The organism is Salmonella enterica subsp. enterica serovar Typhimurium str. LT2, from assembly GCF_000006945.2.
Taxonomy (GTDB): domain Bacteria; phylum Pseudomonadota; class Gammaproteobacteria; order Enterobacterales; family Enterobacteriaceae; genus Salmonella; species Salmonella enterica.
Genome location: NC_003197.2, coordinates 3,165,397 through 3,191,061 on the forward strand (window position 1 = coordinate 3,165,397; position 25,665 = coordinate 3,191,061).

Annotated in this window: 21 protein-coding genes and 25 other annotated features; of the genes, 7 read left to right on the top strand and 14 right to left on the bottom strand. The window is 53.5% G+C overall.

The genetic code is table 11. From position 1 onward, the window contains the following. The first annotated feature begins 147 nt into the window (after positions 1 to 147). Positions 148 to 153, top strand: a ribosome-binding site (putative RBS for tas; RegulonDB:STMS1H003056). Beyond that, the gene (gene tas / locus STM3008; protein NP_461925.1) for a putative aldo/keto reductase occupies positions 148 to 1,200 on the top strand. Within the gene, positions 160 to 1,200 belong to an annotated coding region; the region does not span the whole gene. (Overlaps the previous feature by 6 nt.) An 86-nt stretch (positions 1,201 to 1,286) precedes the next feature. Here tas and ygeD read toward each other — a convergent pair. Both ygeD and aas read right to left on the bottom strand, forming a co-directional pair. Then, positions 1,287 to 2,502 (bottom strand): putative efflux protein gene (ygeD, locus tag STM3009; RefSeq protein NP_461926.1). Within the gene, positions 1,287 to 2,489 belong to an annotated coding region; the region does not span the whole gene. Further along, the gene (gene aas, locus STM3010; RefSeq protein NP_461927.1) for a 2-acylglycerophospho-ethanolamine acyl transferase occupies positions 2,482 to 4,653 on the bottom strand. Within the gene, positions 2,482 to 4,641 belong to an annotated coding region; the region does not span the whole gene. Before aas ends, ygeD begins: the two co-directional genes overlap by 21 nt. Beyond that, positions 2,497 to 2,502: a ribosome-binding site (putative RBS for ygeD; RegulonDB:STMS1H003057), on the bottom strand. Its footprint overlaps the gene before it by 6 nt. Further along, positions 4,648 to 4,653, bottom strand: a ribosome-binding site (putative RBS for aas; RegulonDB:STMS1H003058). (Lies within the gene aas.) A 569-nt stretch (positions 4,654 to 5,222) precedes the next feature. After that, positions 5,223 to 5,228, top strand: a ribosome-binding site (putative RBS for galR; RegulonDB:STMS1H003059). On the opposite strand from aas, the gene galR reads away from it, so the two are divergent. Continuing rightward, the gene (gene galR, locus STM3011; protein ID NP_461928.1) for a transcriptional repressor of galETK operon occupies positions 5,223 to 6,262 on the top strand. Within the gene, positions 5,234 to 6,262 belong to an annotated coding region; the region does not span the whole gene. It overlaps the preceding feature by 6 nt. A 1-nt stretch (position 6,263) precedes the next feature. Beyond that, positions 6,264 to 6,269, top strand: a ribosome-binding site (putative RBS for STM3012; RegulonDB:STMS1H003060). Next, positions 6,264 to 7,295 (top strand): putative transcriptional regulator gene (locus STM3012; protein NP_461929.1). Within the gene, positions 6,273 to 7,295 belong to an annotated coding region; the region does not span the whole gene. (Overlaps the previous feature by 6 nt.) A 9-nt stretch (positions 7,296 to 7,304) precedes the next feature. Here STM3012 and lysA read toward each other — a convergent pair. Next, positions 7,305 to 8,579, bottom strand: a protein-coding gene (gene lysA, locus STM3013) for a diaminopimelate decarboxylase (RefSeq protein NP_461930.1). Within the gene, positions 7,305 to 8,567 belong to an annotated coding region; the region does not span the whole gene. Then, positions 8,574 to 8,579 (bottom strand) — a ribosome-binding site (putative RBS for lysA; RegulonDB:STMS1H003061). Its footprint overlaps the gene before it by 6 nt. A 94-nt stretch (positions 8,580 to 8,673) precedes the next feature. Next, positions 8,674 to 8,679: a ribosome-binding site (putative RBS for lysR; RegulonDB:STMS1H003062), on the top strand. Here lysA and lysR point away from each other — a divergent pair. Further along, positions 8,674 to 9,620 (top strand): positive LysR family transcriptional regulator gene (gene lysR / locus STM3014; RefSeq protein ID NP_461931.1). Within the gene, positions 8,685 to 9,620 belong to an annotated coding region; the region does not span the whole gene. Its footprint overlaps the feature before it by 6 nt. Here the strand turns inward: lysR and ygeA are convergent. The 6 genes from ygeA to STM3020 form a co-directional block, all read right to left on the bottom strand. Beyond that, positions 9,592 to 10,311 (bottom strand): putative aspartate racemase gene (gene ygeA, locus STM3015; protein ID NP_461932.1). Within the gene, positions 9,592 to 10,299 belong to an annotated coding region; the region does not span the whole gene. The genes lysR and ygeA overlap by 29 nt on opposite strands. Next, positions 10,306 to 10,311: a ribosome-binding site (putative RBS for ygeA; RegulonDB:STMS1H003063), on the bottom strand. It overlaps the preceding gene by 6 nt. Before the next feature lie 100 nt (positions 10,312 to 10,411). Continuing rightward, positions 10,412 to 12,000, bottom strand: a protein-coding gene (gene araE, locus STM3016; RefSeq protein ID NP_461933.1) for an L-arabinose: proton symport protein. Within the gene, positions 10,412 to 11,830 belong to an annotated coding region; the region does not span the whole gene. Then, positions 11,834 to 11,839 (bottom strand) — a ribosome-binding site (putative RBS for araE; RegulonDB:STMS1H003064). Its footprint overlaps the gene before it by 6 nt. After that, positions 11,896 to 11,918, bottom strand: a protein binding site (putative binding site for AraC, RegulonDB: STMS1H000010). Beyond that, positions 11,910 to 11,928, bottom strand: a protein binding site (putative binding site for AraC, RegulonDB: STMS1H000011). Its footprint overlaps the feature before it by 9 nt. After that, positions 11,943 to 11,958 (bottom strand) — a protein binding site (putative binding site for CRP, RegulonDB: STMS1H000088). Beyond that, positions 11,973 to 11,981, bottom strand: a -10 signal (putative -10_signal for araE; RegulonDB:STMLTH004571). Next, positions 11,992 to 12,000: a -35 signal (putative -35_signal for araE; RegulonDB:STMLTH004571), on the bottom strand. 183 nt (positions 12,001 to 12,183) lie before the next feature. Then, positions 12,184 to 12,956 (bottom strand): 2-deoxy-D-gluconate 3-dehydrogenase gene (gene kduD, locus STM3017; RefSeq protein NP_461934.1). Within the gene, positions 12,184 to 12,945 belong to an annotated coding region; the region does not span the whole gene. Next, positions 12,951 to 12,956, bottom strand: a ribosome-binding site (putative RBS for kduD; RegulonDB:STMS1H003065). Its footprint overlaps the gene before it by 6 nt. Before the next feature lie 45 nt (positions 12,957 to 13,001). Beyond that, positions 13,002 to 13,847 (bottom strand): 5-keto 4-deoxyuronate isomerase gene (kduI, locus tag STM3018; RefSeq protein ID NP_461935.1). Within the gene, positions 13,002 to 13,838 belong to an annotated coding region; the region does not span the whole gene. Then, positions 13,842 to 13,847: a ribosome-binding site (putative RBS for kduI; RegulonDB:STMS1H003066), on the bottom strand. It overlaps the preceding gene by 6 nt. A gap of 420 nt (positions 13,848 to 14,267) precedes the next feature. Further along, the gene (yqeF, locus tag STM3019; protein NP_461936.1) for a putative acetyl-CoA acetyltransferase occupies positions 14,268 to 15,455 on the bottom strand. Within the gene, positions 14,268 to 15,446 belong to an annotated coding region; the region does not span the whole gene. Beyond that, positions 15,450 to 15,455 (bottom strand) — a ribosome-binding site (putative RBS for yqeF; RegulonDB:STMS1H003067). Its footprint overlaps the gene before it by 6 nt. A gap of 113 nt (positions 15,456 to 15,568) precedes the next feature. Then, positions 15,569 to 16,437, bottom strand: a protein-coding gene (locus STM3020) for a putative LysR family transcriptional regulator (protein NP_461937.1). Within the gene, positions 15,569 to 16,432 belong to an annotated coding region; the region does not span the whole gene. Next, positions 16,432 to 16,437, bottom strand: a ribosome-binding site (putative RBS for STM3020; RegulonDB:STMS1H003068). (Overlaps the previous gene by 6 nt.) A gap of 65 nt (positions 16,438 to 16,502) precedes the next feature. Continuing rightward, positions 16,503 to 16,508: a ribosome-binding site (putative RBS for STM3021; RegulonDB:STMS1H003069), on the top strand. Between STM3020 and STM3021 the strand changes: the two genes are divergently transcribed. Together STM3021 and STM3022 are read left to right on the top strand one after the other, a co-directional pair. Continuing rightward, positions 16,503 to 16,991, top strand: a protein-coding gene (locus tag STM3021) for a putative inner membrane protein (protein ID NP_461938.1). Within the gene, positions 16,509 to 16,991 belong to an annotated coding region; the region does not span the whole gene. (Overlaps the previous feature by 6 nt.) Positions 16,992 to 17,132: 141 nt before the next feature. Next, the gene (locus STM3022) at positions 17,133 to 18,362 is read left to right on the top strand and encodes a putative transport protein (protein ID NP_461939.1); all 1,230 of its coding nucleotides are present in this window, start codon (positions 17,133 to 17,135) and stop codon (positions 18,360 to 18,362) included. Between the two features lie 30 nt (positions 18,363 to 18,392). Here the strand turns inward: STM3022 and yohL are convergent. Then, the gene (gene yohL, locus STM3023; RefSeq protein ID NP_461940.1) for a putative cytoplasmic protein occupies positions 18,393 to 18,676 on the bottom strand. Within the gene, positions 18,393 to 18,665 belong to an annotated coding region; the region does not span the whole gene. Beyond that, positions 18,671 to 18,676: a ribosome-binding site (putative RBS for yohL; RegulonDB:STMS1H003070), on the bottom strand. (Overlaps the previous gene by 6 nt.) A gap of 97 nt (positions 18,677 to 18,773) precedes the next feature. Continuing rightward, positions 18,774 to 18,779, top strand: a ribosome-binding site (putative RBS for yohM; RegulonDB:STMS1H003071). Here yohL and yohM point away from each other — a divergent pair. After that, the gene (gene yohM, locus STM3024) for a putative inner membrane protein (RefSeq protein NP_461941.1) occupies positions 18,774 to 19,653 on the top strand. Within the gene, positions 18,787 to 19,653 belong to an annotated coding region; the region does not span the whole gene. It overlaps the preceding feature by 6 nt. Before the next feature lie 209 nt (positions 19,654 to 19,862). On the opposite strand, the gene STM3025 is transcribed toward yohM, so the two are convergent. The 4 genes from STM3025 to stdB form a co-directional block, all read right to left on the bottom strand. Continuing rightward, the gene (locus STM3025) for a putative cytoplasmic protein (RefSeq protein ID NP_461942.1) occupies positions 19,863 to 20,628 on the bottom strand. Within the gene, positions 19,863 to 20,621 belong to an annotated coding region; the region does not span the whole gene. Further along, positions 20,623 to 20,628: a ribosome-binding site (putative RBS for STM3025; RegulonDB:STMS1H003072), on the bottom strand. (Overlaps the previous gene by 6 nt.) A 635-nt stretch (positions 20,629 to 21,263) precedes the next feature. Continuing rightward, the gene (locus STM3026; protein ID NP_461943.1) for a putative outer membrane protein occupies positions 21,264 to 22,347 on the bottom strand. Within the gene, positions 21,264 to 22,340 belong to an annotated coding region; the region does not span the whole gene. Continuing rightward, the gene (stdC, locus tag STM3027; RefSeq protein NP_461944.1) for a putative fimbrial chaparone protein occupies positions 22,337 to 23,087 on the bottom strand. Within the gene, positions 22,337 to 23,080 belong to an annotated coding region; the region does not span the whole gene. Before stdC ends, STM3026 begins: the two co-directional genes overlap by 11 nt. After that, positions 22,342 to 22,347 (bottom strand) — a ribosome-binding site (putative RBS for STM3026; RegulonDB:STMS1H003073). Its footprint overlaps the gene before it by 6 nt. Next, positions 23,082 to 23,087 (bottom strand) — a ribosome-binding site (putative RBS for stdC; RegulonDB:STMS1H003074). (Lies within the gene stdC.) A gap of 33 nt (positions 23,088 to 23,120) precedes the next feature. Next, the gene (stdB, locus tag STM3028) for a putative outer membrane usher protein (protein ID NP_461945.1) occupies positions 23,121 to 25,627 on the bottom strand. Within the gene, positions 23,121 to 25,610 belong to an annotated coding region; the region does not span the whole gene. After that, positions 25,622 to 25,627 (bottom strand) — a ribosome-binding site (putative RBS for stdB; RegulonDB:STMS1H003075). (Overlaps the previous gene by 6 nt.) Positions 25,628 to 25,665: the final 38 nt, after the last annotated feature.

Sequence of the window (25,665 nt, forward strand, 5' to 3'; positions counted from 1 at the left end):
CAAGCCTTCAGGCTGCGTCCCGTAACGGTGCGTGGCGACCACGCCCGGTAACAATTACGCCGCGCAGCCTGCAATTTTACTTTCCCTTTTGCCTTCCCTCTGCCATTTTTATTGTCCTTTGTCGGGAATTTCTGACTTCATAATAAAAAGGAAACGGCTATGCACTATCACCGTATACCCCACAGCTCGCTCGAAGTAAGTACGCTAGGGCTGGGCACAATGACATTTGGTGAACAAAACAGCGAAGCCGACGCTCACGCACAGCTCGACTATGCCATCGCAAATGGCATTAACCTTATCGACGCCGCCGAGATGTATCCGGTACCGCCGCGCCCGGAAACACAAGGGCTGACGGAGTCCTATATCGGTAACTGGCTCGCCAAACGCGGCAACCGTGAAAAACTGATCATCGCCAGCAAAGTTAGCGGACCGGCACGTAATAATGATCAAGGCATCCGGCCTCATCAGGCGCTGGATCGTAAAAATATTCGCGAAGCGCTACACGACAGTTTGACCCGATTGCAGACCGACTATCTGGATTTGTATCAGGTGCACTGGCCGCAGCGCCCCACTAACTGCTTCGGTAAACTCGGCTATAACTGGACGGACTCCACGCCAGTAGTAAGTCTGCTGGAGACGTTAGACGCGCTAAGTGAGTTTCAGCGAGCGGGTAAGATTCGTTATATTGGCGTTTCAAATGAGACAGCGTTTGGCGTTATGCGCTATCTGCATCTGGCGGAAAAACATGACCTGCCGCGTATTGTCACGATCCAGAACCCCTATAGCCTGTTAAACCGCAGCTACGAGGTCGGGCTGGCGGAAGTCAGCCAGTATGAAGGTGTTGAATTGCTCGCCTACTCCTGTCTGGCGTTTGGCACATTAACCGGTAAATACCTGAACGGGGCCAAACCCGCAGGCGCGCGGAATACCTTGTTCAGCCGCTTCACACGTTACAGCGGCGAACAGGCGCAAAAAGCCGTTGCCTCCTACGTCGATATCGCGAAGCGTCACAATCTTGATCCGGCGCAGATGGCGCTGGCCTTTGTTCGCCGCCAGCCGTTTGTCGCCAGTACGTTACTGGGCGCAACCACGATGGCGCAGCTCAAGACGAATGTGGAAAGTCTGCATCTGACGTTAAGCGAAGAGGTTCTGGCGGAGATTGAGGCGGCGCATCAGGTTTATACCTATCCGGCGCCGTGATGGTCAGTGCCCGGTGGCGCTACGCTTCCGGGCTTACAGAGACAATGTAAGCCCGATAACACGCACTCGCCGCCCGGCATATTCACTCAGTATGATGCCTGCCGGCGCTGCCAGATCCACAGCGCCGCGATCGCCAGCGCGAACAGCACGCCAAAGCCGATACCTATCGCCACTGCCGGAACGCCAACCAGCACCGCCAGCGAGTACAGTCCCAGCATTAATAGCATGGCGCTATTCTCGCCCAGATTTTGTACGGCAATGGCATTCCCGGCGCCAACGCTCTTCTTACCGCGCTCCTGGAGCAAAGCGTTGAGCGGCACCACAAAAAAGCCGCCCAGCATACCTATCAACAGCAACAAGGCATAAGCAGGCAGCAATGCGTGCTGTAATGAGAAGATCGCAACCACAACGCCAATCAAAATCCCGGCGGGCATACAGCGCGATACGGTCTCCAGCGTCACCAGTTTTGCCGCCGCGCCCGCGCCGACCACAATGCCTACCGCCACCATGGCGTTCAGGTAAGTCGGCGTGGCGTTATCCGTAATCCCCAGCGCCACCGGCACCCACAGCACCAGCAGAAAACGCAGCGTCACGCCTGCGCCCCAGAATAGCCCGGTCCCCACCAGCGAAAAACGCGTTTCACCGTTACGCCAAAGGACAACGCAAGCGCTGAAGAAACTACGCGTCATCGCCGACAACCGCCAGGATTGTCCTGGACGCGCCGCCACAAGCTTCGGGATAAACAGGTTCGCCGCCACTGCGCCAGCGTAGGCCAACGCGCAGGCAACCAGCGCAGCGATGACATGCCAGTCGGCCAATACGCCGCCCGCGACGGAACCGAGCAAAATCGCCGCAATCGTAGAGGCTTCCATCAGGCCATTGGCTTTCACCAGCTTATCGCCCGTCGTCAGTTCGCCCAGAATACCGTATTTCGCCGGAGAATAAGCCGCCGCGCCAATCCCGACCAACGTATAACCGACAAAAGGATTTATGCCGAGGCAGATACCTGCCGCTCCCGCCAGTTTAAGACCATTGGCGACCATCATCACCCGGCCTTTGGCAAAGCTGTCCGCTATCTGGCCGACAAACGGCGCAAAAAGAATGTAAGCGCCCACAAACACCATTTGCAAAACAGGCTGGCTCCAGTCCGGGTAAAACTGAGCTTTCAGCAGTGCCAGCGTCGCGAACAGCAGCGCATTATCGCCAAAAGCCGAGAGAAACTGCGCGACAATCACCGACAGCATCCCTTTCGACCAGATGGAGGTGTTAGTACGTACTGACTCACTCATGATGTTGTTCCGGCGCATCCACCCAACTTTTCAGCGTCACAAAATCGGGTTTCCCGCTGCCAAGCAAGGGAAGCTGCTTCAGATAACGGATATCACGCGGGACGGCAAGTTCCGGAATACCGTGTTCACGAGCATAGTGCTGTAACTTTTCTCGGGTGAGTTCGCTGTCAGTCGTAAACAGTACCAGCGCTTCACCTTTGCTGGCATCGCTTTTAATGGCGGTAGCGTGCATTTTGTCCGCCGAAACGCCAAGCGCCAGTTGCTCGACCATCTCCAGCGAGACCATTTCGCCAGCAATTTTCGCAAAGCGTTTCGCGCGCCCCTGAATCTGCACAAAACCATTTTCATCGAAGCGTACAATATCGCCCGTGTCGTACCAGCCGCGCTCAGTTTCGCCTCTGGAGTTTTCCGCCGACGGCACCTCCAGCACGCCCGGTTTTTCCACGCGCAGATAGCCATTCATGATATTCGGCCCTTTCAGCTGTAGCCGACCGCCGTTTTCAATACCGGGCACCGCCAGCAGACGCGCGTCCATGCCAGGCAGAATGCGGCCAACAGTGCCAGGCTTAGCCGCCATCGGCACGTTAATCGAGACTACTGGCGCGCATTCCGTTACCCCGTAGCCCTCAAGAATGCGCAGACCGAATTTATCCTGCCACAGTTGTTTGGTGCTCTCCTGAAGTTTTTCCGCACCGGCCACCACATAGCGCAGGCGATAAAAATCATACGGATTGGCAAAGCGCGCATAGTTGCCGAGGAAGGTTGACGTACCAAACAGCACGGTACAGTTACGGTCATAGACCAGTTCCGGCACAATGCGATAGTGCAGCGGACTTGGATAAAGAAATACTTCCGCGCCGGTCAACAACGGCGTAAACAGGCCCACCGTCAAACCGAACGAGTGAAAGAGCGGCAGCGCCGACATAAAACGGTCATTGGCGGTGAAATCCGCAATCGTTTTTATCTGCTCGACGTTCGCCAGAATGCTTTTATGGCTGTGCACCACCCCTTTCGGGTGCCCTTCCGAGCCGGAGGTAAAAAGAATGATCGCCGCGTCTTCCGGCTGCTGTTTTACCTGCGCCAGTCGCGGCGCCAGGAGGTGGGCAAAAATCCACAGCTTGTCGGCGGGTGTGACGTCCGCTTTTAAATCTTCCAGGTAAACCCAGCGAACCTGCGTTAGCTGTTCCGGCAGGTGCCACAATTTACCTTTATCGAGGAACTGGCGGGAGGTAAAAATCGTTTTAATTTCCGCCGCGGTAATCGCGCTGGTCAGCCCTTTTACCCCCGCCGTGTAGTTCATCATGGCCGGAATGCGGCGACGAGAAACCGCGCCGAAAATCACCGCCGCGCTGATGGCGGCATTCGGCAGCATTAAACCGATTTTCTCGCCCTCAACGCTGTACTTTTCCAGAATCCGGCCAACAAAAAGCGTCTTGGTCAGTAACTTACGATACGTATCCGGCGTAAAGTTAATGTCCTCAATACAGTTTTTACCCGCGCCGTAACGATATTGCGCCGCCAGCAACGATTCGTATAACGTCTCGCGCGGGCGCACCGCCATACGCGCTTCCATCATGATCTGGTGCAGCATCTCACCCGCTATCTTACGTCTGTCGCGCGCGCGCGGCGCTTCCGGCATCGGTATTTGCGTCGGCGGTAAAATATGAAGCTGAATGCGGGGGAATAAGCGCCGTTTAACCAGACCTTTCAGGCGACTGAAAGGGGTCAGCTCCGCGCCGTCAATGCGGAGCGGAATGACGGTTGCGCCCGATTTTGCCGCCACAAAGCCTGCGCCGTCATAAATTTTCATCAGCGAGCCGGTCACGGAAATCCGCCCTTCCGGGAAAATCACCACTGGACGCCCCTGTTCCACCAGACGCACCAGGTGTTTAATGGACATGGGTTTAGTGGGGTCGAGCGGCACAAAATCGATCAGCGGCGTTAACCAGCGCATATACCATTGCTGGCTGATGGAGGTATATACCGCAAAGACAGGCCGTACCGGCAAAAACAGCGCCAGTAGCATACCATCGATAAATGAAACGTGATTGGGGGTAATTAAGACCCGGTTCCCCTGTAGCGCCCGGACATCGCCAGTGACGCGCACACGATAAAGCACGCGAAACAGGTTACGGAAAAATCCAAACAGCATTTCAACTCCCTTTGGCCGACAATTCGCTAAAAGATGAATTGTGGCAGATTACACGAGTTGCGTAACAGGAGCGATAGCAAAATAGGTTCGAAAAAAAACCTGCGCATCCGCGCAGGTTGGTGCAAGAGACAGGTACGAAGAGCGTACCGAATAATCTCACCAATCAATACCTCTGGGATCTTGATTGTGGGCTTCGCGCGTCTGCATCGCCAGTCCGAAAACGCAAAGGAATAAACGGAAATGCAACGAGTTGTGTAAATTATCCGTTACTGTTACAGGTTCAGGCGAAACAAAAAAAAACCTGCGCATCTCTACGCAGGTTGGTGTAATTCGTGTGATCAACAATGACGTTGATTCCACCTATCAATACCTCTGGGATCACCACTCTATCAACCTGACTCGCTGGCCTGCCAGCAGACAATCGCAACAGCGCTTCGCAAACTGTAACGAAAGATTTGTATTGTCACTTTACAGACGCATTTCTCCCGTGCAGGTCACATTTGCCCGACACGGCGGGGCAAGAGGCTTGAACAGACGTTCATTTTCCGTAAAACTGGCGTAATGTAAGCGTTTACCCACTATAGGTATTATCATGGCGACCATAAAAGATGTAGCCCGACTGGCCGGTGTTTCAGTCGCCACCGTTTCTCGCGTTATTAACGATTCGCCAAAAGCCAGCGAAGCGTCCCGGCTGGCGGTAACCAGCGCAATGGAGTCCCTGAGCTATCACCCTAACGCCAACGCGCGCGCGCTGGCACAGCAGGCAACGGAAACCCTCGGTCTGGTGGTCGGCGACGTTTCCGATCCTTTTTTCGGCGCGATGGTGAAAGCCGTTGAACAGGTGGCGTATCACACCGGCAATTTTTTACTGATTGGCAACGGGTATCATAACGAACAAAAAGAGCGTCAGGCTATTGAACAGTTGATTCGTCATCGTTGCGCAGCGTTAGTGGTGCACGCCAAAATGATTCCGGATGCGGACCTGGCCTCATTAATGAAGCAAATCCCCGGCATGGTGCTGATTAACCGCATTTTACCGGGGTTAGAACACCGCTGTGTCGCGCTGGATGACCGTTACGGGGCATGGCTGGCGACCCGGCATCTGATCCAGCAAGGTCATACGCGTATTGGGTATATCTGTTCCAATCACACTATCTCTGATGCCGAAGATCGCCTGAGGGGCTATTACGATGCGCTGGCGGAAAGCCATATCCCGGCTAACGATCGGCTGGTGACGTTCGGCGAACCGGATGAAAGCGGCGGCGAGCAGGCGATGACTGAGTTATTAGGTCGCGGCAGAAATTTTACCGCGGTGGCCTGCTATAACGACTCGATGGCGGCTGGCGCGATGGGTGTATTAAATGATAATGGCGTGGGGGTGCCGGGCGAAGTATCGCTCATCGGTTTTGATGATGTACTGGTCTCACGCTATGTGCGTCCCCGACTGACCACCATTCGGTATCCGATCGTCACCATGGCGACACAGGCGGCGGAGCTGGCCTTAGCGCTGGCAGGGAAATGTCCTACGCCAGAAGTAACTCATGTATTTAGTCCGACACTGGTACGCCGACATTCGGTGTCCACGCCGACGGATACCGGGCACCTGTCGACAACCGATTAATCAGGGTAGCATGATGGCGACAATGCTGGATGTTTCCCGCCATGCGGGCGTATCAAAGGCCACCGTCTCACGAGTGCTGAATGGGACGGGGCAGGTAAAAGAAAGCACGCGCCAGAAAGTGTTTACGGCGATGCAGGCTCTGGGCTATCGCCCCAACCTGCTGGCACGCTCGCTGGCGAATCGCACCAGCAACAGCATCGGTCTGGTCGTCTCTACGTTTGACGGCTTCTATTTCGGCAGTTTGTTGCGCCGGGCGTCGCGCCAGGCGGAGTCTCATAACAAGCAGTTGATCGTCACCGATGGTCACGATACGCCGGAACGAGAGCAGAAAGCCGTACAAATGTTGGCCGACAGACAGTGCGACGCTATTATTCTTTACACTCGCTATATGGATGAGCTGGCGATTTTGTCGTTGATTGACGCCACGGAAATGCCGCTGGTGATTATTAATCGCAACGTCACTCAGGCCCGCGATCGCGCTATTTTCTTCGAGCAGGAGACGGCGGCATTCCAGGCGGTGGAATATCTGATTACGCAGGGCCATCGCGATATCGCCTGTATTACGCTGCCTGTTCATACTCCCACCGGCACATCACGCGTAGCGGGTTATCGCAAGGCGCTGGAAAAGTATGGCATTCCCTGGCAACCGGCAAAAGTGAAATACGGCGATTACACGCTGACGCGCGGCTATGACGCCTGCCGGGAATTACTGGAGGAAGGCGTCACGTTTAGCGCGCTATTCGCCTGTAATGATGACACGGCGCTGGGCGCGGCAAAAGCGCTGCGCCAGGCCGGATTACGCATCCCACAGGATGTGTCGCTGTTTGGTTTTGACGATGCGCCGGGCGCAACCTGGCTTGAGCCGGGGCTTTCAACAGTCTATTTACCCATCGAGGCTATGATAGCCACCGCGATCGATCAGGCCGTTCGTCTGGCGAACAGCGAGCCGGTCGCCCCGATCCCGCCCTTTACCGGCACGCTGATTCTGCGCGAGTCCGTCGCCGCGGGCCCGTTTTTTCAACGTCCGGCCTAATGATGCGCTTCAGAGCATCTCCAGCGCTAACAGCTCTTCAATGGTTTGACGACGGCGGATCAGCCGCGCCTGTCCATTGTCAAACAGCACTTCCGGCAGGAGCGGGCGGCTGTTGTAATTCGATGACATAGACGCGCCGTACGCGCCGGTATCGTGCAATACGAGGTAATCGCCGGGGATGACCGCAGGTAAGGCGCGTGTTTCAACCATTCCCCCTTCCTGCTGCGTAAAAACATCGCCTGATTCGCATAGCGGCCCGGCTACCACCGTCTCGACCCACGGGCCATTTTCAAGCGCGCGACCATCCGCCGCCAGCGCCGAAATACGGTGATAGCTACCGTACATCGCCGGGCGCATCAGATCGTTAAAACCAGCGTCGACCAGCACGAAATGGCGGCTTCCCATCTGTTTTACGCTACGCACCTGCGTTACCAGCACGCCCGATTGCGCCACCAGAAAACGTCCAGGTTCGATCTCAAGTTTGACCGCATGTCCCAGATGGCGGGCGATTTGCTCGCGCGCCGCGTTCCACAGGCCATAGTAATGGCGCGTATCAACGGGCTCTTCTCCCTCACGATAAGGTATCGAGAGTCCGCCGCCTGCCGAAATCGCCTCCACATCCTGACCACATTCCAGCACCTGGCGTACCATCGCGCCGCAAACCTGCTCCAGATGGCCATAATCGACGCCGGAACCAATGTGCATATGGATACCGACAAGTTTCAGTCGGTATTTCTGCATTACCGCCAGCGCCGCCGGAAGATCGCTATGCCAGATGCCGTGTTTGCTGTTTTCGCCCCCGGTGTTGGTTTTCTGGCTGTGGCCGTGACCAAAGCCAGGATTCACGCGCAACCAGACGCGATGCCCAGGCGAAACCTGACCAAGCTGCGTCAGCATATCTACCGAGCCGGCATTGACCGGAATATGCAGTTCGCTGACGCGCGCCAGCGTGGCGGCGTCAATCACATCGGCGGTAAAAACGATATCATCAGGGCACGTTTGCGGATCGTAGCCCGCCGCCAGCGCACGTTCGATCTCTCCCAATGAAACAGAATCCACCTTGACGCCCAGCGCGCGCATTAAGCGCAGGATATGAATGTTCGAACAGGCTTTTTGCGCAAAACGCACGACGTCAAACTGCTGCAGGGCGGCTATCTGACGGCGAATAATGTGCGCGTCATAGACCCAGACCGGACAGCCGAATTCAGCAGGCAATCTGAGCAAATTTTCAGCGTTAAGGTCAGTTTCAGCGTGATAATGCGGCAATGACATAACAAACTCCGGAACGGGCTTTTTAACGATTACGCCATACCTTAGAAAGAATAAAAAATATCGTTTTATTGTCAGTCTATGCAAAAATGATATGGGATAAATGATTCAGGGAAACGTATGGCTGCCGTTAATTTACGTCACATTGAAATTTTTCATGCCGTAATGACCGCCGGAAATCTCACCGAAGCGGCGCGGCTGCTGCATACCTCGCAGCCTACCGTCAGTCGCGAGCTGGCGCGTTTTGAGAAAGTGCTGGGATTAACGCTGTTTGAGCGCACACGCGGGCGCTTACATCCGACGGTGCAAGGGCTACGCCTGTTCGAAGAGGTACAACGCTCCTGGTATGGGTTGGATCGCATCGTCAGCGCGGCGGAAAGTCTGCGCGAGTTCCGTCAGGGCGAACTCTCTATCGCCTGCCTGCCGGTCTTTTCACAATCCTTTTTGCCGCCGTTACTACCGCCTTTTCTGGCACGTTATCCGGATGTCAGCCTGAATATTGTGCCGCAGGAGTCGCCGTTGCTGGAAGAGTGGCTCTCCGCCCAGCGCCACGACTTAGGGCTGACGGAGACGCTTCATGCCCCGGCAGGAACAACCCGTACCGAGTTACTAACGCTGAATGAAGTGTGCGTACTGCCCTGCGACCATCCGCTTGCCGCCAAAACGGTACTGACGCCAGACGATTTTCAGGGGGAAAACTTTATCAGCCTCTCCCGCCTGGACAGCTATCGACAGTTGTTGGATACGTTATTTGCCGAACATCAGGTGAAGCGCAGAATGGTGGTGGAAACGCATAGCGCGGCCTCCGTCTGCGCGATGGTGCGCGCCGGGGCGGGCGTTTCGATCGTTAACCCGCTGACCGCGCTGGACTATGCCGCCAGCGGCGTCACCGTCCGCCGCTTCAGCATTGACGTGCCCTTTACCGTCAGCCTGATTCGCCCGCTACACCGCCCTGCCTCCGCGCTGGTTGACGCCTTCAGTAAGCATTTACAAACGCACCTTTCGCGCCTGGTCGAACCGCTGGAGGTTATTCTGGGGCCGATGACGAAAGCATAAAGCTCACGGCATCTGCGGCATGAATTGCCGTGGTATCGAAAACCGGTAGCGCGCTTTGCGTCTGGGGAACAAGCAAACCTATTTCAGTACAGCCAAAAATAACGCCCTGCGCGCCTTGCGCAGCCAGTTGTTCGATAACCTGTAAATAATAGTGGCGCGACGCGTCAGTGAATGTCCCCTGACAGAGCTCGTCAAAAATCACCTGATTGATACGCGCCCGATCGTCCGCCTCCGGCACGATGGTCTCAATCGCAAATTGCTGTTCCAGCCGCCCGCGATAAAAATCCTGTTCCATCGTATAGCGAGTCCCTAATAGCGCCACGCGATGCAACCCCTGACGGGCGATAGCTCGCCCGGTAGCATCCGCGATGTGTAGGAAAGGCAGAGAACAACGAGATTCAATAACGTGCGCGATTTTATGCATGGTGTTGGTACACAGCACAATGCCTTCTGCGCCCGCCTGCTGTAACCCATGGGCGGCCTGCGCCAGGATATCGCCCGCTTTATCCCACTCGTCGCGGCGTTGACATACTTCAATATCGTGGAAATCTACGCTATGCAGCAGTAAGCTCGCCGAGTGCAGGCCTCCCAACTGCTGTTTAATACCTTCATTGATTAAACGGTAATAAGGGATAGTCGATTCCCAGCTCATCCCCCCCAACAGTCCGATCGTTTTCACTGCGCTCTCCTTTTTGTAAAGCATTATGGCAGTGAAGCAAACTTACACATCCGTTTCCAGTCTATTTTTCATCATGCCGGATAACAGGCGTCATCCGGCATGGGAGGGGGGATTACACGCCAATATTTCTTAGCTTCTCGCCCGCCATCAGCTTGCGTTCGATGTGCTCCAGGGTGACATTTTTGGTTTCCGGAATCAGCCAGAAAGTGATGCCGATAAAAGCGATATTCAGCGCGGTGTAGAGCCAGAATGTACCTGCCGCGCCAATGCTGTCCAACAGTGTCAGGAATGTCGCGCCGATGATCATGTTCGATACCCAGTTTGTCGTGGTTGAACAGGTAATGCCAAAATCACGGCATTTCAGCGGCTGGATTTCCGAACACAGTATCCACACCACCGGAGCGGCGCTCATCGCGTAACCGGCGATACACATCATCGTCATCCCAACGGAAAGCCAGGAGAGACCGCTTGATGCCGTACCGTTATCAAACTGCATCAGGCAGTAGCCCAACACCAATGTCCCTAACGCCATTACGCTGAAACCGATTTTTAACGCCGGTTTACGCCCGGCCTTATCGACCGTAAAGACGGCGATAAACGTCGCGAACATAAAAGTCAGTCCGACCACCAGCGTGGCGATCATTTGCTGTTCCGTGGTGGTAAAGCCGGCCATTTTAAAAATGCGCGGCGCATAGTACATAATGATGTTCATGCCGGTGAACTGCTGCATTGCCTGTAGCAGCATACCGAGGAACACGGCGCGGCGAACATTGCGGTTAGCTTTAAATAATGCCCACCCTCCCTGCTTGAGTTTGAGGCTTTCCCGAATCTCATTCAGTTCATCACGGGCTTTTTCCGAGGTATCGCGCAGCATACGCAGCACCTCTTCCGCTTCAATATGGCGACCTTTTTGCGCCAGCCAACGCGGACTATTCGGCAGGAATACCACCAGAATAATGAGCAACACCGCAGGCAGCGCCAGCACGCCCAACATCGCGCGCCAGTTGCCGCTGTAGCTGAATGCCGTATCGGATAAAAAAGCCAGCACAATGCCTAACGTCACCATCAGTTGATACATACTGATCATTTTGCCGCGAACATTTTCACTTGCCATTTCAGAGAGATAAAGCGGCGCGGTATAGGAGGCAATCCCTACTGCTACGCCCAGTATCACGCGGGCGCCAATCAATACTTCCACGCTGGAAGCAAACGCCGACCCCAGCGAGCCGAGCACGAACAAAATCGCGCCAGCCATCAGGCTATACTTACGCCCCAGCCGGAATGAAAGCCAGCCGTTAAATAATGCGCCAATTGCCGCGCCAAGCATCATGCTGCTGACGACCCATTCCTGCAGCCGGCTGGTCAGTACGAAATGGTCGGTAATAAAAGGCAGCGCCCCGGCGATAACGCCGATATCCAGACCAAATAACAGTCCCGCTACCGCTGCAGAAACCGAAACAAACATATTCATACGTCGTGTGTCGCGAAGCGAACGCGGCGTTAAAGCAGAGTCATGATTAATAGAGACCATATTTTCCTGCCACAACAGAGTAAGACATAGCCTGAAAGTACGGGATACTCTTCCTCAAGTGTCAGGCTGGAAACGGCATAAATATGGATTAAATGGCTACGCTATAGCGATATGTGATGGATATTACACTTTTTAAATTTAACGCCGTTGCCGGGTATTTTTTTAAACCACCAATATTTCAATGAATTAAAGCATTGATCATAGCTATTATTTAACAATATATGGATTAAGTTAAACCCACAATATGGACTATGCTAATGAGATCATAAAAAAACCCTGTACGAGGACAGGGCTTTATCAGTTTTTTCGGCCAAAGCGTCGATTTTCCCAGAAACGCATTTGTCAGTAGCGGATTAACGCGCCAGCCAACCGCCATCTACCGCTATGGTATAGCCGTTAATATAATCAGCGGCGCTGGATGCCAGGAAGACTACCGGCCCCATTAAATCGCCCGGTAGCCCCCAACGTCCAGCCGGAATACGGTCGAGAATTTCGGCGCTACGTTGTGCATCAGCGCGCAATTGCTGGGTATTATTCGTGGACATATAGCCCGGTGCGATGGCGTTCACATTGATATTGTGTTTCGCCCACTCGTTCGCCATCAGACGTGTTATTCCCATTACGCCGCTTTTCGACGCGGTATAAGACGGAACGCGAATGCCGCCCTGGAAGGAGAGCATAGACGCGATATTAATAATTTTGCCGCCGTTGCCCTGGGCAATAAAATGTTTTGCCGCCGCCTGAGACATAAAGAACACGCTCTTGATGTTCAGGTTCATAACGTCATCCCAGTCTTTTTCCGTGAAATCAATCGCATCTTCACGACGGATCAAACCCGCGTTATTCACCAGAATATCAATATGACCGTATTCCGCCACCGCCCGTTCCAGTAATGCCGGAATGCCATCGATTTGACGCAGATCGGCTGTCAGGCTTAAAAAACGACGTCCCAGAGCGGTGACGCGCGCAATAGTTTCCGTCGGTTCAACAATGTTAATACCAACAATGTCACAGCCCGCTTCCGCCAGCCCTAACGCCATCCCCTGCCCCAATCCGGTATCGCACCCCGTCACAACCGCGACTTTACCTTCAAGAGAAAATGCATTCAAAATCATTGTTAATCCTTATTTTTGTCATGCCTGTCACGCACAGGCGTTATCACCGGTCGCGACTAGCGCAGATCTTGTACCGCAACGTGATCCATGTCATCGAAGACCTGATTTTCTCCCACCATGCCCCAAACAAACGTATAGGCTTTGGTGCCAACGCCGGAATGTATTGACCAGCTTGGGGAAATAACCGCCTGTTCATTACGCATCACAATATGACGGGTTTCCTGAGGCTGCCCCATCATATGGAAAACGCAACTGTCCTCTTCCATATTGAAATAGAGGTACACTTCCATACGGCGCTCATGGGTATGGCATGGCATGGTGTTCCATAGATTGCCGGGCGCCAGTTCGGTGAGTCCCATACTGAGCTGACAGGTTTCCAGTACATCCGGTACGAAATATTTATTGATAGTGCGACGGTTACTGGTGAGGTTATCGCCTAAGGTGACGGGCGCAACGTCGGCAGGCGACACTTTTTTCGTCGGATAAGCGGTATGCGCTGGCGCGCAGTTGTAATAAAACTTCGCCGGTCTGCTCGCCTCATTGCTGACGAAGACCAGCTCTTTCGCCCCTTTACCAATATACAGAGCATCACGATGACCAATGTCATGGCGCTGCCCGTCAACGATAATGGCGCCCGCGCCGCCAATATTAATGACGCCCAGCTCGCGGCGGTCCAGTAATCGGGAAACGCCAAGCTGTTTACCTACTTCTCCGCCGATTTCAACGGGATGGCTGACGGGCATAATGCCGCCGACAATAATACGGTCGATATGGCTGTAGACCATCGTATATTCATCAGCGACAAAAATATTTTCTATTAAAAACTCGCGTCGCAGCGCCTGGGTGTCCAGCGTTTTAGCGTGCTCGCTATGGATACTTTGCCTTACGTCCACTTTTCCCTCCAATGATAAATCGATCGCAATGGCACAAAATCAAAACACTGTTTTGATTTATTTAACGGCATCATAGTCGCCTGGATAAAGGTTTTCAACAATAAATAAAACAACGTTTCATTTATATGGTTGGTTATTTTTAAAACTGCTGTAGCGATCACGATCGGCGCTAAAACTTACGCATTTGTCTGATTTTCAGACATGCGCGCCAGATGCTGTATGCGGTTACCCAGATAAAAATTGGAGCTTGTTTTAGAACGAGGTCTGATGTGCGAATTGAATTAAAAGCGGTATGCGTCTGCAATGCCCGACGCGGCAAGACGTTCCGCGCTATAACGAAAAAGGGGGTTCTGTCACTGGCTTTGCCCTCGTGATAGAGGGCTTTTTATGACGGAATACTGAAACAGGAAAAGGATGGCTGGCGCAGGATCAGTCGCGTTCAATGGTTAAAGCAACGCCCTGACCGCCACCGATACACAGCGTCGCCAGGCCTTTACGCGCGTCGCGTTTAACCATTTCGTGCACCAGTGAAACCAGAATTCGACAGCCGGAAGCGCCAATGGGATGCCCCAGCGCAATCGCGCCGCCATTAACGTTTACCCGTCGCTCATCCCATTCCAGCATTTTTCCTACCGATAACGCCTGGGCGGCAAACGCTTCGTTGGCTTCGATAAGGTCGACCTCCGTCAGTTGCCAGCCGGCACGCTCCAGACAGCGCCGGGTAGCATATACCGGCGCAATCCCCATTAGCGCAGGATCGACGCCGACGCTGGCAAACGCGCGGATGCGCGCCAGCACCGGCAGCCCCAGCGCCTGGGCTTTCGCCTCGCTCATCATCATCACCGCGGCGGCGCCATCGTTGATTGAGGAGGCATTACCCGCCGTCACCGAACCTAAACTATCAAACGCCGGATGCAGCAGGGCTAACCCCTCCGCACTGGCGTCGGCCCGCGGTTGTTCATCCGTATCGACAATTGCGGTCTGCCCATTACGTTGCGTGACGATGGGGACAATCTCATCTTTAAAACGTCCGGTATCAATCGCGGCCCTGGCTTTTTGCTGCGAACTGAGCGCATAAGCATCCTGTAACTCGCGGCTGATGCCATATTCCCGCGCCAGGTTTTCTGCCGTCACGCCAATGTGATAATCGTTGAAGGCATCCCATAAGCCATCATGTACCAGACTATCCACCAGATTGTCGGCATCAGGCAACGCGCCGCTACGGCTGTCATTGAGGACATGCGGCGCACGGCTCATATTCTCCTGCCCGCCCGCAATAACAATGTCCGCTTCGCCGCACTGAATAGCCTGCGTCGCCAGGTGCAACGCTTTTAAACCGGAACCACAAACGTCATTAATGGTAATAGCGGAAACGGTAGTCGGCAGCCCTCCTTTGATGGCTGACTGGCGCGCCGGATTCTGCCCGGCGCCAGCCGTCAGTACCTGACCGAGGATGACCTCATCGATAGCGTTAGCGTCCACGCCGGTGCGCTCAATTAACGCTTTTACGACCATGCTCCCCAGCTCGACGGCGGAATGACGGGCCAGCGTTCCCTGAAAACAGCCGATGGGTGTCCGTAAAGCCCCCACTATCACAACCTCTTTCATTACCACCTCAGCGCAAAATGACACCGCCATAGTAGAGCATTGTTAAAATTAGTTTTCTTGATTGTTTAAAAAAAGTGAGTTTTATCACAAAGGAAATGACGCTGATTTGACGGTGACGCAGCTTATTTCTGCTGCAAATGGTAGCGAAGCCAGTTCCCCGCCGTTCCGGGCGGCGTTTTCTTGTTCCACAGCAAATCAATAGCAATCGCCCTCGGCCAGCCAGGAACATCCAGCTGCGCCAGCGGTTTTTCCGCCGCAAACTCTTCCACCAGCGCGCAGGGCAATACGCACCAGCCAAATCCCTGAACCGCCATGCTCAACAGTAATAAATAGTTTGGCGCTGACCAGGCCGGGCCGCGCGTAATGTTGGCGTTAGAGTCAAGATAGGTATTCAGACGCAGCTCGCGCCAGGTATGCAGTTGCTCCCATTGCAGGTTCGTCTGTGACGCCAACGGATGCGTGGTCGCCACATAAACCCCCATCCAGCTTTGAACAGGCAGACGCGCCGCGCCAATGTCTGTGGGATAGTCATCACGCGCTTCAATCAGGCCTATCTGGGCACGCCCTTTTTGCAGCAGGTCGATGACATCATCATTTTCTCCGATCAAGCATTCAAACTCGGTATGCGGAAATTGACGATCAAACTGCGCCATTAACTCTTCCAGACTGTCAGGGTGCAGGGTATCAGAGAGGACGAACGTGAGTCTTGCCTCCGTCTCGCCGGATAACGTCAGCGCCACCTCATCCAGACGGTCGCTCGCCGATAAAATAGCCTGAACATAGCTAAGCACCCGTTTTCCTTCTTCGGTCAGAACGGGCTGGCGCGAAGATCGATCAAATAATGAAAATCCCAGATCCGCCTCCAGATGCGCAATGGCGATACTAATGGTGGACTGGCTTTTACGCAGGCGGCGCGCCGCCGCAGAAAACGAACCGCAAGAGACGGTCTCAACAAATGCTATTAAAGCTTCAGGTGAGTAACGCATAACCTATCTACTTTATCGATGGATGTTATCTTTTAGGTATCACATTAAACGATAAAATAGCGGAAATTTCTTTAGCTTGATTAAGAGTAAGGTTTTTTCGTTTATGCAACATGACGCCATACAACGTCGCTCGCTGCCGGAGCGTATTTTCCATGCTGTCTGTTTTGAAGGTATTGCGACTGCGATACTGGCGCCAACGACCGCCTGGCTAATGCAGCGCTCGGTGCTGGAGATGGGCGGCCTGACGATATTGCTGGCAACGACGGCCATGATCTGGAATATCATTTATAACGCTCTGTTTGATCGACTGTGGCCCGCGCATCAGGTGAGACGAACCGCCAAAGTGCGCGCACTCCATGCGTTAGGATTTGAAAGTGGGTTTATTGTCATTGGCGTCAGTATTGTCGCTTGGGTACTGAATGTCAGCCTGCTACAAGCATTCACCCTGGAAATTGGTTTCTTCCTGTTCTTTTTGCCGTACACGATGCTGTACAACTGGGCATACGATGTTTTACGCCAACGAATAGTGACTCGCCGCCAACAGCGCGTTAGTGCATGATATTGCTCTTTTTTGCCGGGATCGCAACGCTCCCGGCCCTCCGCCTCCACGACATCCATCTGCTTAAAACGCCCCCAACTGACGCTATTTATGGTAAATTGCGCTTCTTTTTGTGTGTTTTATAGTTGATAAATTCAAATAATGTCTAAAATTTGGTCAAAAGATGAGACTCTCTGGAGTTTTGCATTATACGGAACGGCTGTAGGCGCAGGCACTCTTTTCCTTCCCATCCAGTTGGGATCGGCAGGCGCAATCGTGCTATTTATTACCGCGCTGGTCGCCTGGCCTCTAACATACTGGCCGCATAAGGCGCTGTGTCAGTTTATTCTTTCCTCAAAGACTTCTGCCGGTGAGGGAATTACTGGCGCCGTTACTCATTATTACGGCAAGAAAATCGGCAATATTATTACCACGCTTTATTTCATTGCGTTTTTTGTCGTGGTATTAATTTATGCTGTGGCGATTACCAATTCCCTGACAGAGCAATTAGCGAAGCATATTCAGATAGATATTCGCATCCGGATGGCAGTTAGCTTCGGCGTAGTACTTATCCTGAATATGATTTTCTTAATGGGAAGACATGCCACTCTTCGCGTAATGGGCTTTTTAGTCTTTCCACTTATCGCTTACTTCTTGTTCCTTTCGCTCTACTTAACCGGAAGCTGGCAACCCTCGTTACTGACCGGGCAGATGTCTTTGGATAGTCACACGTTGCACCAGGTATGGATTTCTATTCCGGTGATGGTTTTTGCTTTTAGCCATACGCCCATTATTTCGACGTTTGCCATCGACAGACGGGAAAATTTTGGCGATCAGGCCATGGATAAATGCAAAAAGATCATGAAGGTCGCCTATCTGATTATCTGCCTGAGCGTGCTGTTCTTTGTCTTTAGCTGCCTGCTCTCCATTCCGCCGTCATACATTGAAGACGCGCGCAACGAAGGCGTTACCATCCTTTCCGCGCTCTCGATGATGCCCAATGCGCCGGCCTGGCTCTCTATTTCCGGTATTATCGTTGCCGTCGTGGCCATGTCGAAATCTTTCCTCGGCACCTATTTCGGCGTCATCGAGGGCGCAACCGAAATGGTAAGAACCACCCTACAGCAGGTTGGCGTAAAAAAAAGCCGGGCGTTCAATCGCGCGCTGTCTATCATGCTGGTTTCCGGGATTACGTTTATTATTTGCTGTATTAACCCGAATGCCATCTCTATGATTTATGCTATTAGCGGCCCGCTCATTGCGATGATTCTGTTTATTATGCCCACGTTGTCAACGTACCTGATACCGGCATTGAAACCCTACCGTTCAGTAGGTAATTTCATTACGTTGGTCGTCGGTTTACTTTGCGTATCGGTGATGTTTTTCGGCTAAAGTAAAAGATAGCCGGGATATAACTCCCGGCTATTTTATATAAGAATCCAGCACCTTTAATATTACGTCCAGATCTTCTTCACGTCTGGCTTCATCACTCTGATGAACGATATGCTCGGTCAGATGACCTTTAATCACCTCGCGCATTAAGCCATTTACCGCGCCGCGAATCGCCGCGATCTGTTGTAACACGGCCGCGCATTCATGCGGTTCATCCAGCATTTTTTTTAGCGCTATCACCTGTCCCTGAATCTTGCTGGTTCTGGCTTTAAGCTTTTGTTTGTCCCGGATGGTATGTGACATTACAACACCTCACTAACATTAACGAATACAAATTATAGCATTACGATGCTACTGGGGGGTAGTATTCTATACTGGGGGGGAGTAGAATGACGCCCACATAAAACAACTAAGAATCATTCTCATGGGTGAATTTTCGACACTTCTTCAGCAAGGAAACGGCTGGTTCTTCATTCCCAGCGCCATTTTATTAGGTATTTTGCACGGGCTTGAACCAGGGCACTCCAAAACTATGATGGCGGCTTTTATCATTGCCATTAAAGGTACGGTTAAACAGGCCGTCATGCTCGGTCTGGCAGCAACGCTTTCTCATACCGCGATCGTCTGGTTAATCGCGCTGGGTGGGATGTATCTTAGCCGGGCATTCACCGCACAATCAGTGGAACCATGGCTGCAGTTAATTTCTGCGATTATTATTCTGAGCACCGCGTGCTGGATGTTCTGGCGGACATGGCGAGGCGAGCAGCAGTGGCTGGCGGGAAACCACCATCACGACCACGACCACGACCACGACCACGACCACGACCACGACCACGACCACGACCACGACCACGACCACGACCACGACCATCATGGTCACATACATCCGGAAGGTGCAACGTCAAAAGCGTATCAGGATGCCCATGAACGCGCCCATGCTGCCGATATTCAACGCCGTTTTGATGGTCAAACAGTGACTAATGGACAGATCCTGCTATTCGGCCTGACCGGAGGGCTTATCCCCTGTCCGGCTGCGATCACCGTTTTACTGATTTGTATCCAGCTTAAAGCGTTTACGCTGGGCGCCACGATGGTGCTGAGCTTTAGTCTTGGCCTGGCATTAACACTGGTGACGGTAGGCGTGGGCGCGGCGATAAGCGTTCAACAGGCAGCAAAGCGCTGGAGTGGTTTTTCGACGCTTGCCCGGCGGGCGCCCTATTTTTCGAGCATTCTGATTGGTCTGGTCGGCGTGTATATGGGAATTCATGGCTATACCGGGATCATGCAGTAAATATGTAACGCTTCTGCTCAGGCCGTATCATTCACGTCGGGTTTCATTCCAGAAGCGTTTTTACTTATCAAACGGTATGAAAGGCCATACATTCAGCGTCCCGCCTGAATTCTGTATTTTACTCCACTACACCACAGGCAAAAAATACCCCACCGCCACCGGGTTTAGCCGGCGTGTCAGTGTTTCTGGATAGGGTCGCCGGAGGCGGGTTATTGCGGAGCGATAAACGGGGTTCGCTGCAGTGATTTACAAAACCGGGTACCAAACAGCAGTTCCCGTAATCGGTTCCGCATTCCCAGCTTCACCAGTAACCGGTATTTGTCCTGCCAGATTTGCTTCTCCTGTGTATTCAGCCTTCCACACAACGCTGACAACCTTCCTCGTCCACGGTAAACTTCCTGAAGCAAGCGTAACTGGGCCAGGCTCACTCCGCATGCCAGTATCTCCCGGTGCATCAACTGATCCATATAGTTCATCAACCGCTTCGGATTGTTAAATATCGGTGGCACTTCCAGAAAGCCCGTCACCGGATCCGGAGATAACAAAAAGGCGTCCAGCGCTCCTGTCCTGCGCAGGCGTGCGCCCCCGGCCCACTGTTCATCCCGCCGCCACCGAATAAGTATCTCCGCCAGTTCCTGCTCCAGCAGCGCCGGGATGCCGCCGTATACCTTCAGTACCACCCGGTCGCTGAAAAACAGCTCATCGCTGATAATCATAACCGGGTAGTCCGGCAGTATCTGTCTCAGGGAATAGAACAAAAAGAGATGTTCACGGGGACGCAGACACAGTATCAGTATGGCCTCCGGTTTCCGACGTAATTGCTGCAACAGAACAGGCTGCCTGTATGCGGTTTCACAGTTGCAGCCCGGCATAAATCTCCGGACCAGGTGTGCCACGGCGATCGTCACCGGCCAGCAGTCACCGTAAACGATAATCTGCCAGGCCGGTATCCGGTTATGTTCCGTCATCCTCATCCTCCTTCTTTTTCAGGATCTTCCCCGCATTTCTGTTACTGCACAGCCGGTTCCACAGTTCATTTGCCATCGACCTGTCACCATTACCGACCCGGCGTTTTGATACCAGCGGCGGTCCGGCTTTTTCACGGCGCGTGGACGGGGTGGGACTGTCAAGAACCCGGATAACATAAATCTCATAGCGTCGTGCTTTATTAGGCAGGGTCTGGTGACGGCAGATGCTGACCACCCGCGATGTTTTGCTTCGCAGATAGGCAATCAGGTAGCTGGCCCGTCTGGCCGTGATGTGAAACGCCTCTGCTATCTGGTTACGCTGAACCCAGTTCTGCTGCAACAGGCACCAGTGTGCCACAATGATATACAGGGGCTCGCCGGCATACTGGCGGACACTTACCGGAATAAAACAGGCATCATGGTTGGTCTGTCCGGGATAATGAATATCGTTACCAGGGGTAAGGTACTGCTTTTTTGCGTGTGTATTATCAGGGCACATAAAACCTCTCCATAACTGGGTAAATGATTTCCCGGAGGTGAAGAACAACTCTTAAATAGTATTTATTATTAATGTGTGTTTATTCGGGATTAGTTCCCCGATAACTCAGTCAGTTCTTTTATTTTTATTATCTGCCCCCCCGATTAGTTATAGGTAACAGTAACGGGTATTGCAGCAGAAAACGTTCCTGTCTTTACACTTCCCCCCGGGGTCGGGGTTATTACTGCAGTATATACCTTCGACACATTACCGGTGACAGCTCCTGTAATAGTAATATCCCCCAGTACTTCTTGTTTATCAAAAGTAATCTCTTTTCCTTTATCATCTTTTATTGAAAGCCGGAGCCCATTAGGCTGACCTTTGTTGGGGCCATCCAGGCTGACAAGATTCAGAGTTTGCCCGGTATCCTGTGTCAGTGCACCTTTCCCGAAGGTGATGGCCAGAGGGATCGTGAATTCCTGTCCCATAGCCGGTCGTAAAACCTGCCTGGCGATCACTGTAAAATTTGCCTGTCTGGTCTGTGAAGGTTCATAAGTCGTATAAATATGCCCAAAGTTGACCTGTAATGGAACAATGTCAACTTTACCCAATCCGTTTCTGAGAATTCTCACATTAAAACCAGATAAAACAAATCCGTTTTGTCTCAAAGAATAAGAAAAAGGTACAATATTTAAAACATTACTTATCCCCGTAAAAGCTGTAACTGCACTACTCTCTGAATATGCTTTTGTATATAAGAAATCCAGTGTTATCCTTACTTTTCGTTCTGTAGTCCCAACAGGTAGTTTTGTGCCAAACTCTTTTCGTAACTCATTTCCTGACTGAGTACTCTTTATTTCATCCCAGGAGAACGAAACAACACTTGAAGCATTTCCTGTTTCTTGAATGGACATTCTGAATCCAAGTCCCATCGCATCTAGTGTCTTGGTAAATTTACTGAAGTAGCCCTGATTAAATACCAGCTGTGGAAATTGCGTGTCATATCCCATGTAACATTTAAAAACTGCATCCTGATTGATTGTATAGATAACCGAATCCGGGCCAGGTTTAAAATCATCGGTTGTCAAATTTATACTTCTTAAATTAATATTCTGACCGGAAGTGACTGCACATTCATTTATACCTAGCTCAACCGCATACACTTTAGTCACACATAAAGAGCACAACATCATCACCAGCACGGTCAGTTTTGTTTTCAGATTAAAAATCCATTCTGTCATGATGTCGCCCCTGCGTCCTTAAACGCGCAGTTCAGGGCATCGCAGGTGTAGCGATTCATCTGCAGTCCCCCGTAATCATCAATATACCCCACCCACAGCGTCCGGGTTTCTGCCGGCAGAACAGCCTTTAAAGGCAGGTTCCCCAGGGGCGGCACCATCACGCCCTCGCGGAAACCGCTGAGCCTGTGGCTACGGTCTGCTCCCAGCCACGCCACAGTGATGTAGTACGGCGTCGGGTTTCTGAGGGTCAGATGTCCCGCATTCCGCTCAGCAGTCAGCTTTCTTTCCGGCTGGTCACTGCTGCTTCTGATAATGGCTTTCGGACGGTAAAACAGTTTCAGCTGGCTCTGCATGGCCAGCTGCAGGACGTTGTCGTCTTCCGGCTTCGGGGGAACGCCCCGCACGTTAAACCAGAACAGTGTTTCCCTGTCCTGAGGGAGCTTATCTGTCAGCCCGCGAACCTGGGTGATACGGACCTGGGATTTCTGTCCGGCATCAATACGCTGCAGCGGCGGCAGCGCCATCAGCGCATCGGTTCTCACCCCGTCAGCATCCGTCACCCAGGACTGCGCCAGGAACGGCGTGGTTTTGTCATCGTTATTCAGCGTGATGGCCACCGTTTTCTGCGGCGCATCCATGATAATACGGGTCCGGTCAACATTGACGGCCGCCGGGCTGTACTGGCTCCATGCCGCCGCCAGTGCGAGTAAAATCACACGGCTTCTTCTGCTGTTTTTCACCTGTTTTCTCCTTTAGACCTGCTCTGTGACAGGGATATTTTTATCTGCAGGGCAGTAACAGCGGCCCCCGGCTGAGTGTCACCGTTTCCGGCAGGGTGAGTCTGCACTGCACCCGGCCATCCCAGGACACATTCAGGGTCCGGCGGTCTTCCCCGCTGAGACCTGTCAGGTAGGCCAGACCGCCATCTCCGACCATCCCCGCGGTTCTGCCGGTTTTCCAGGACACCACCAGGGCGCCAAACGGCGGACTTGCGCCATCAGCCAGCCGGATATGACCGAGCACCTGCTCCCCCTGGTTGGCGTCAATCTTCCGGTAGCCCACCGCGCCCTCCGTCAGCACCTGGCTGATGACGGAGCTGCTGACGTCCACGTCCTCCGGCAGGGCGGCCACATCAACCGAAATATCGCTGCGGCGATAGCTGCTGCCGGCGCTCACCACGCCCACCCCGAAGCGGTTGGTCACCCCGCTGTTGCCGTTCACCGGCACACCGGCCACGTCTCCGGTATCTATCATCATGCGGGGCTCATTCCCGGCCATCGACTGGCTGAAAGCGGCACCGTGGGCGGTGGCAGTCACCGAGCCGTACCAGCTCAGGCCCAGGCTGCGGTACTGTCCGGGCTGCAGGGTGGCGTCCGCTGCCGCTTGGCCCCACGGCAGACGGCTCTGCACGCTGCCGCTGAAGCTGCTGTTGCTGCCGGTGTCATAACGGTTATGACCGGCGCTGATGTTCCATGTAGTGTCCGGGTTATGGAAATCGCTGTAATTCACGGTCTGCTGCAGGCCGCCCCGGTTATCTTTCTGTACGCTGTAACTCACCTGGCGACTGTCTCCCCACGGGATACTGATGGTGGCGTAGACCTGGTTCTGGCTACCCCCGCCGGTGTACTGGTTACGGGCAAACGACACCGAGGCCGAGAGTCCCTGAAGGTCGCCGAGACTGAACACCTTGTTGAGGCTGAGCATGTAGTTATTGTTGGACTGTGCGTTCCAGTAATTGAGCCGGCTTACCGAGAGGGCCGCGCTCATGTTGAGTACCGGAACGGACTGGCTATAAGTCACGGTGTAGCTCTGTTTTTCATGCCATGCATCGCCGCCGTCAGTGGTCCGACGCTGCAGGTACTCCGGCATGGACAGAAAATGGCGGTCCGAGAAGCGGTATCCGACGAACGCCAGGGTACTGCCGGTTTTATCAAACGTTTTGGCATAGTTGATACGGTAGCTGTAACCGGACTGCTTCTGCCCATGCGGCAACCGCGCATCTGAGCGGGTGACGTCCGCAGACAGAGCGCCCAACAGCCCCATATTCTGGCCGATCCCGAGCGCCGCGGACTGGTAGTCGCCGGTGGAGGCAATGAGGCCGCCATACAGCGACGTGTTGTTAAATGCTCCCCAGGTGGCCTCCCCGAGCAGAAAGTCAGGGCTGACCGTGCTGTTGTTATGCGTCCCGCCGTACAGCGGACGTCCGGCGGCCACCTTATAGCGAACCTGTCCCTGGCGTGCCATAAAGGGGACGCTGGCCGTGTTGACCTGCCAGGTCCGGACGCTACCGTCGCTTTCCCGGACGCTGACATCCAGGTTGCCGCTGATATTCTGGCTCAGGTCGGGAAGCTCAAAAGGCCCCGGCGACACCCGGGTCTGGTACAGAATGCGACCATTCTGGCTGACGGTGACCTGTGCATTACTGTTCGCAATGCCGCTAATTTTCGGGGCATACCCCTGAAGAGAGGGCGGCAGCATGCGCTCATCGCTGGCCAAAGTGAGCCCGGCAAAGCGGAAGGAGTCAAAAATAGCGGAGCTGAGGTACGTCTGTCCGAGCGTCAGTTTTGAGCGCAGTGCTGGCAAGGCACGGAACAGATACGTCTGCGGCAGATAAAAATCGGACTGTGATGCGCCCTGCCCACTGTCAAAACGGCTGTACTGGTAATCGCTCCGCAATCGCCAGGCGCCGAGATTAAACCCGGCGGTGCCGTAGAGGCTGTAGCTGGTAGAGGTTTCCCCCTGCTGCGGCATATAGCGGTTGACCATCAGGCTGTAATCAAGCAGGCCGGCGGTGACGCCGTCGCTCCAGCGTGAAGGGGGCACCCAGTCCGGGTCCTGATAACGCATCCAGGCCTGGGGAATAATGAAGGTCAGACGCTGATTTTCAGCGCTGTACCGTACCTGACTGTCAGCGGAGCGCAGCTCAAGGCATTGCCCGTCCGGGATACCGGTAACGGGTTTCAGGCCATGAATAATCTTATCCTTAAGACCCAGCATGGCCACCATGTCTGTTGTCACACAGATGACGGCCGCGTCGAGTCCGGCAACCGGTACAACCCTGACCGGATACTGTTCCCGTACCGGCTGGTCATTGAGCCAGATATCGAGAATATAGTTACCGGGCGCCACATACCCCTCGCGGCTGAAGGCCGTGAGGTCCACGTTAGACAGGTTCCCGCTGTCCAGCAGGCTGGCATTGAACTCCGTGGCCTGCGACTTCAGGACGGAAAATGTCAGGGTAATCAGAATGGCAAGCCGGGTAATTTTCATGGCATGGCGCTTTCGTGTTGTCGTCCGTGTAACAGACAGCCCGCAGGCACAGTCA

Coding starts and splice junctions, on each gene's coding strand:
- tas (NP_461925.1), top strand. CDS start 160: ATGCACTATCACCGTATACCCCACAGCTCGCTCGAAGTAAGTACGCTA.
- ygeD (NP_461926.1), bottom strand. CDS start 2,489: ATGAGTGAGTCAGTACGTACTAACACCTCCATCTGGTCGAAAGGGATG.
- aas (NP_461927.1), bottom strand. CDS start 4,641: ATGCTGTTTGGATTTTTCCGTAACCTGTTTCGCGTGCTTTATCGTGTG.
- galR (NP_461928.1), top strand. CDS start 5,234: ATGGCGACCATAAAAGATGTAGCCCGACTGGCCGGTGTTTCAGTCGCC.
- STM3012 (NP_461929.1), top strand. CDS start 6,273: ATGATGGCGACAATGCTGGATGTTTCCCGCCATGCGGGCGTATCAAAG.
- lysA (NP_461930.1), bottom strand. CDS start 8,567: ATGTCATTGCCGCATTATCACGCTGAAACTGACCTTAACGCTGAAAAT.
- lysR (NP_461931.1), top strand. CDS start 8,685: ATGGCTGCCGTTAATTTACGTCACATTGAAATTTTTCATGCCGTAATG.
- araE (NP_461933.1), bottom strand. CDS start 11,830: ATGGTCTCTATTAATCATGACTCTGCTTTAACGCCGCGTTCGCTTCGC.
- kduD (NP_461934.1), bottom strand. CDS start 12,945: ATGATTTTGAATGCATTTTCTCTTGAAGGTAAAGTCGCGGTTGTGACG.
- yqeF (NP_461936.1), bottom strand. CDS start 15,446: ATGAAAGAGGTTGTGATAGTGGGGGCTTTACGGACACCCATCGGCTGT.
- STM3020 (NP_461937.1), bottom strand. CDS start 16,432: ATGCGTTACTCACCTGAAGCTTTAATAGCATTTGTTGAGACCGTCTCT.
- STM3022 (NP_461939.1), top strand. CDS start 17,133: ATGTCTAAAATTTGGTCAAAAGATGAGACTCTCTGGAGTTTTGCATTA.
- yohL (NP_461940.1), bottom strand. CDS start 18,665: ATGTCACATACCATCCGGGACAAACAAAAGCTTAAAGCCAGAACCAGC.
- yohM (NP_461941.1), top strand. CDS start 18,787: ATGGGTGAATTTTCGACACTTCTTCAGCAAGGAAACGGCTGGTTCTTC.
- STM3025 (NP_461942.1), bottom strand. CDS start 20,621: ATGACGGAACATAACCGGATACCGGCCTGGCAGATTATCGTTTACGGT.
- STM3026 (NP_461943.1), bottom strand. CDS start 22,340: ATGACAGAATGGATTTTTAATCTGAAAACAAAACTGACCGTGCTGGTG.
- stdB (NP_461945.1), bottom strand. CDS start 25,610: ATGAAAATTACCCGGCTTGCCATTCTGATTACCCTGACATTTTCCGTC.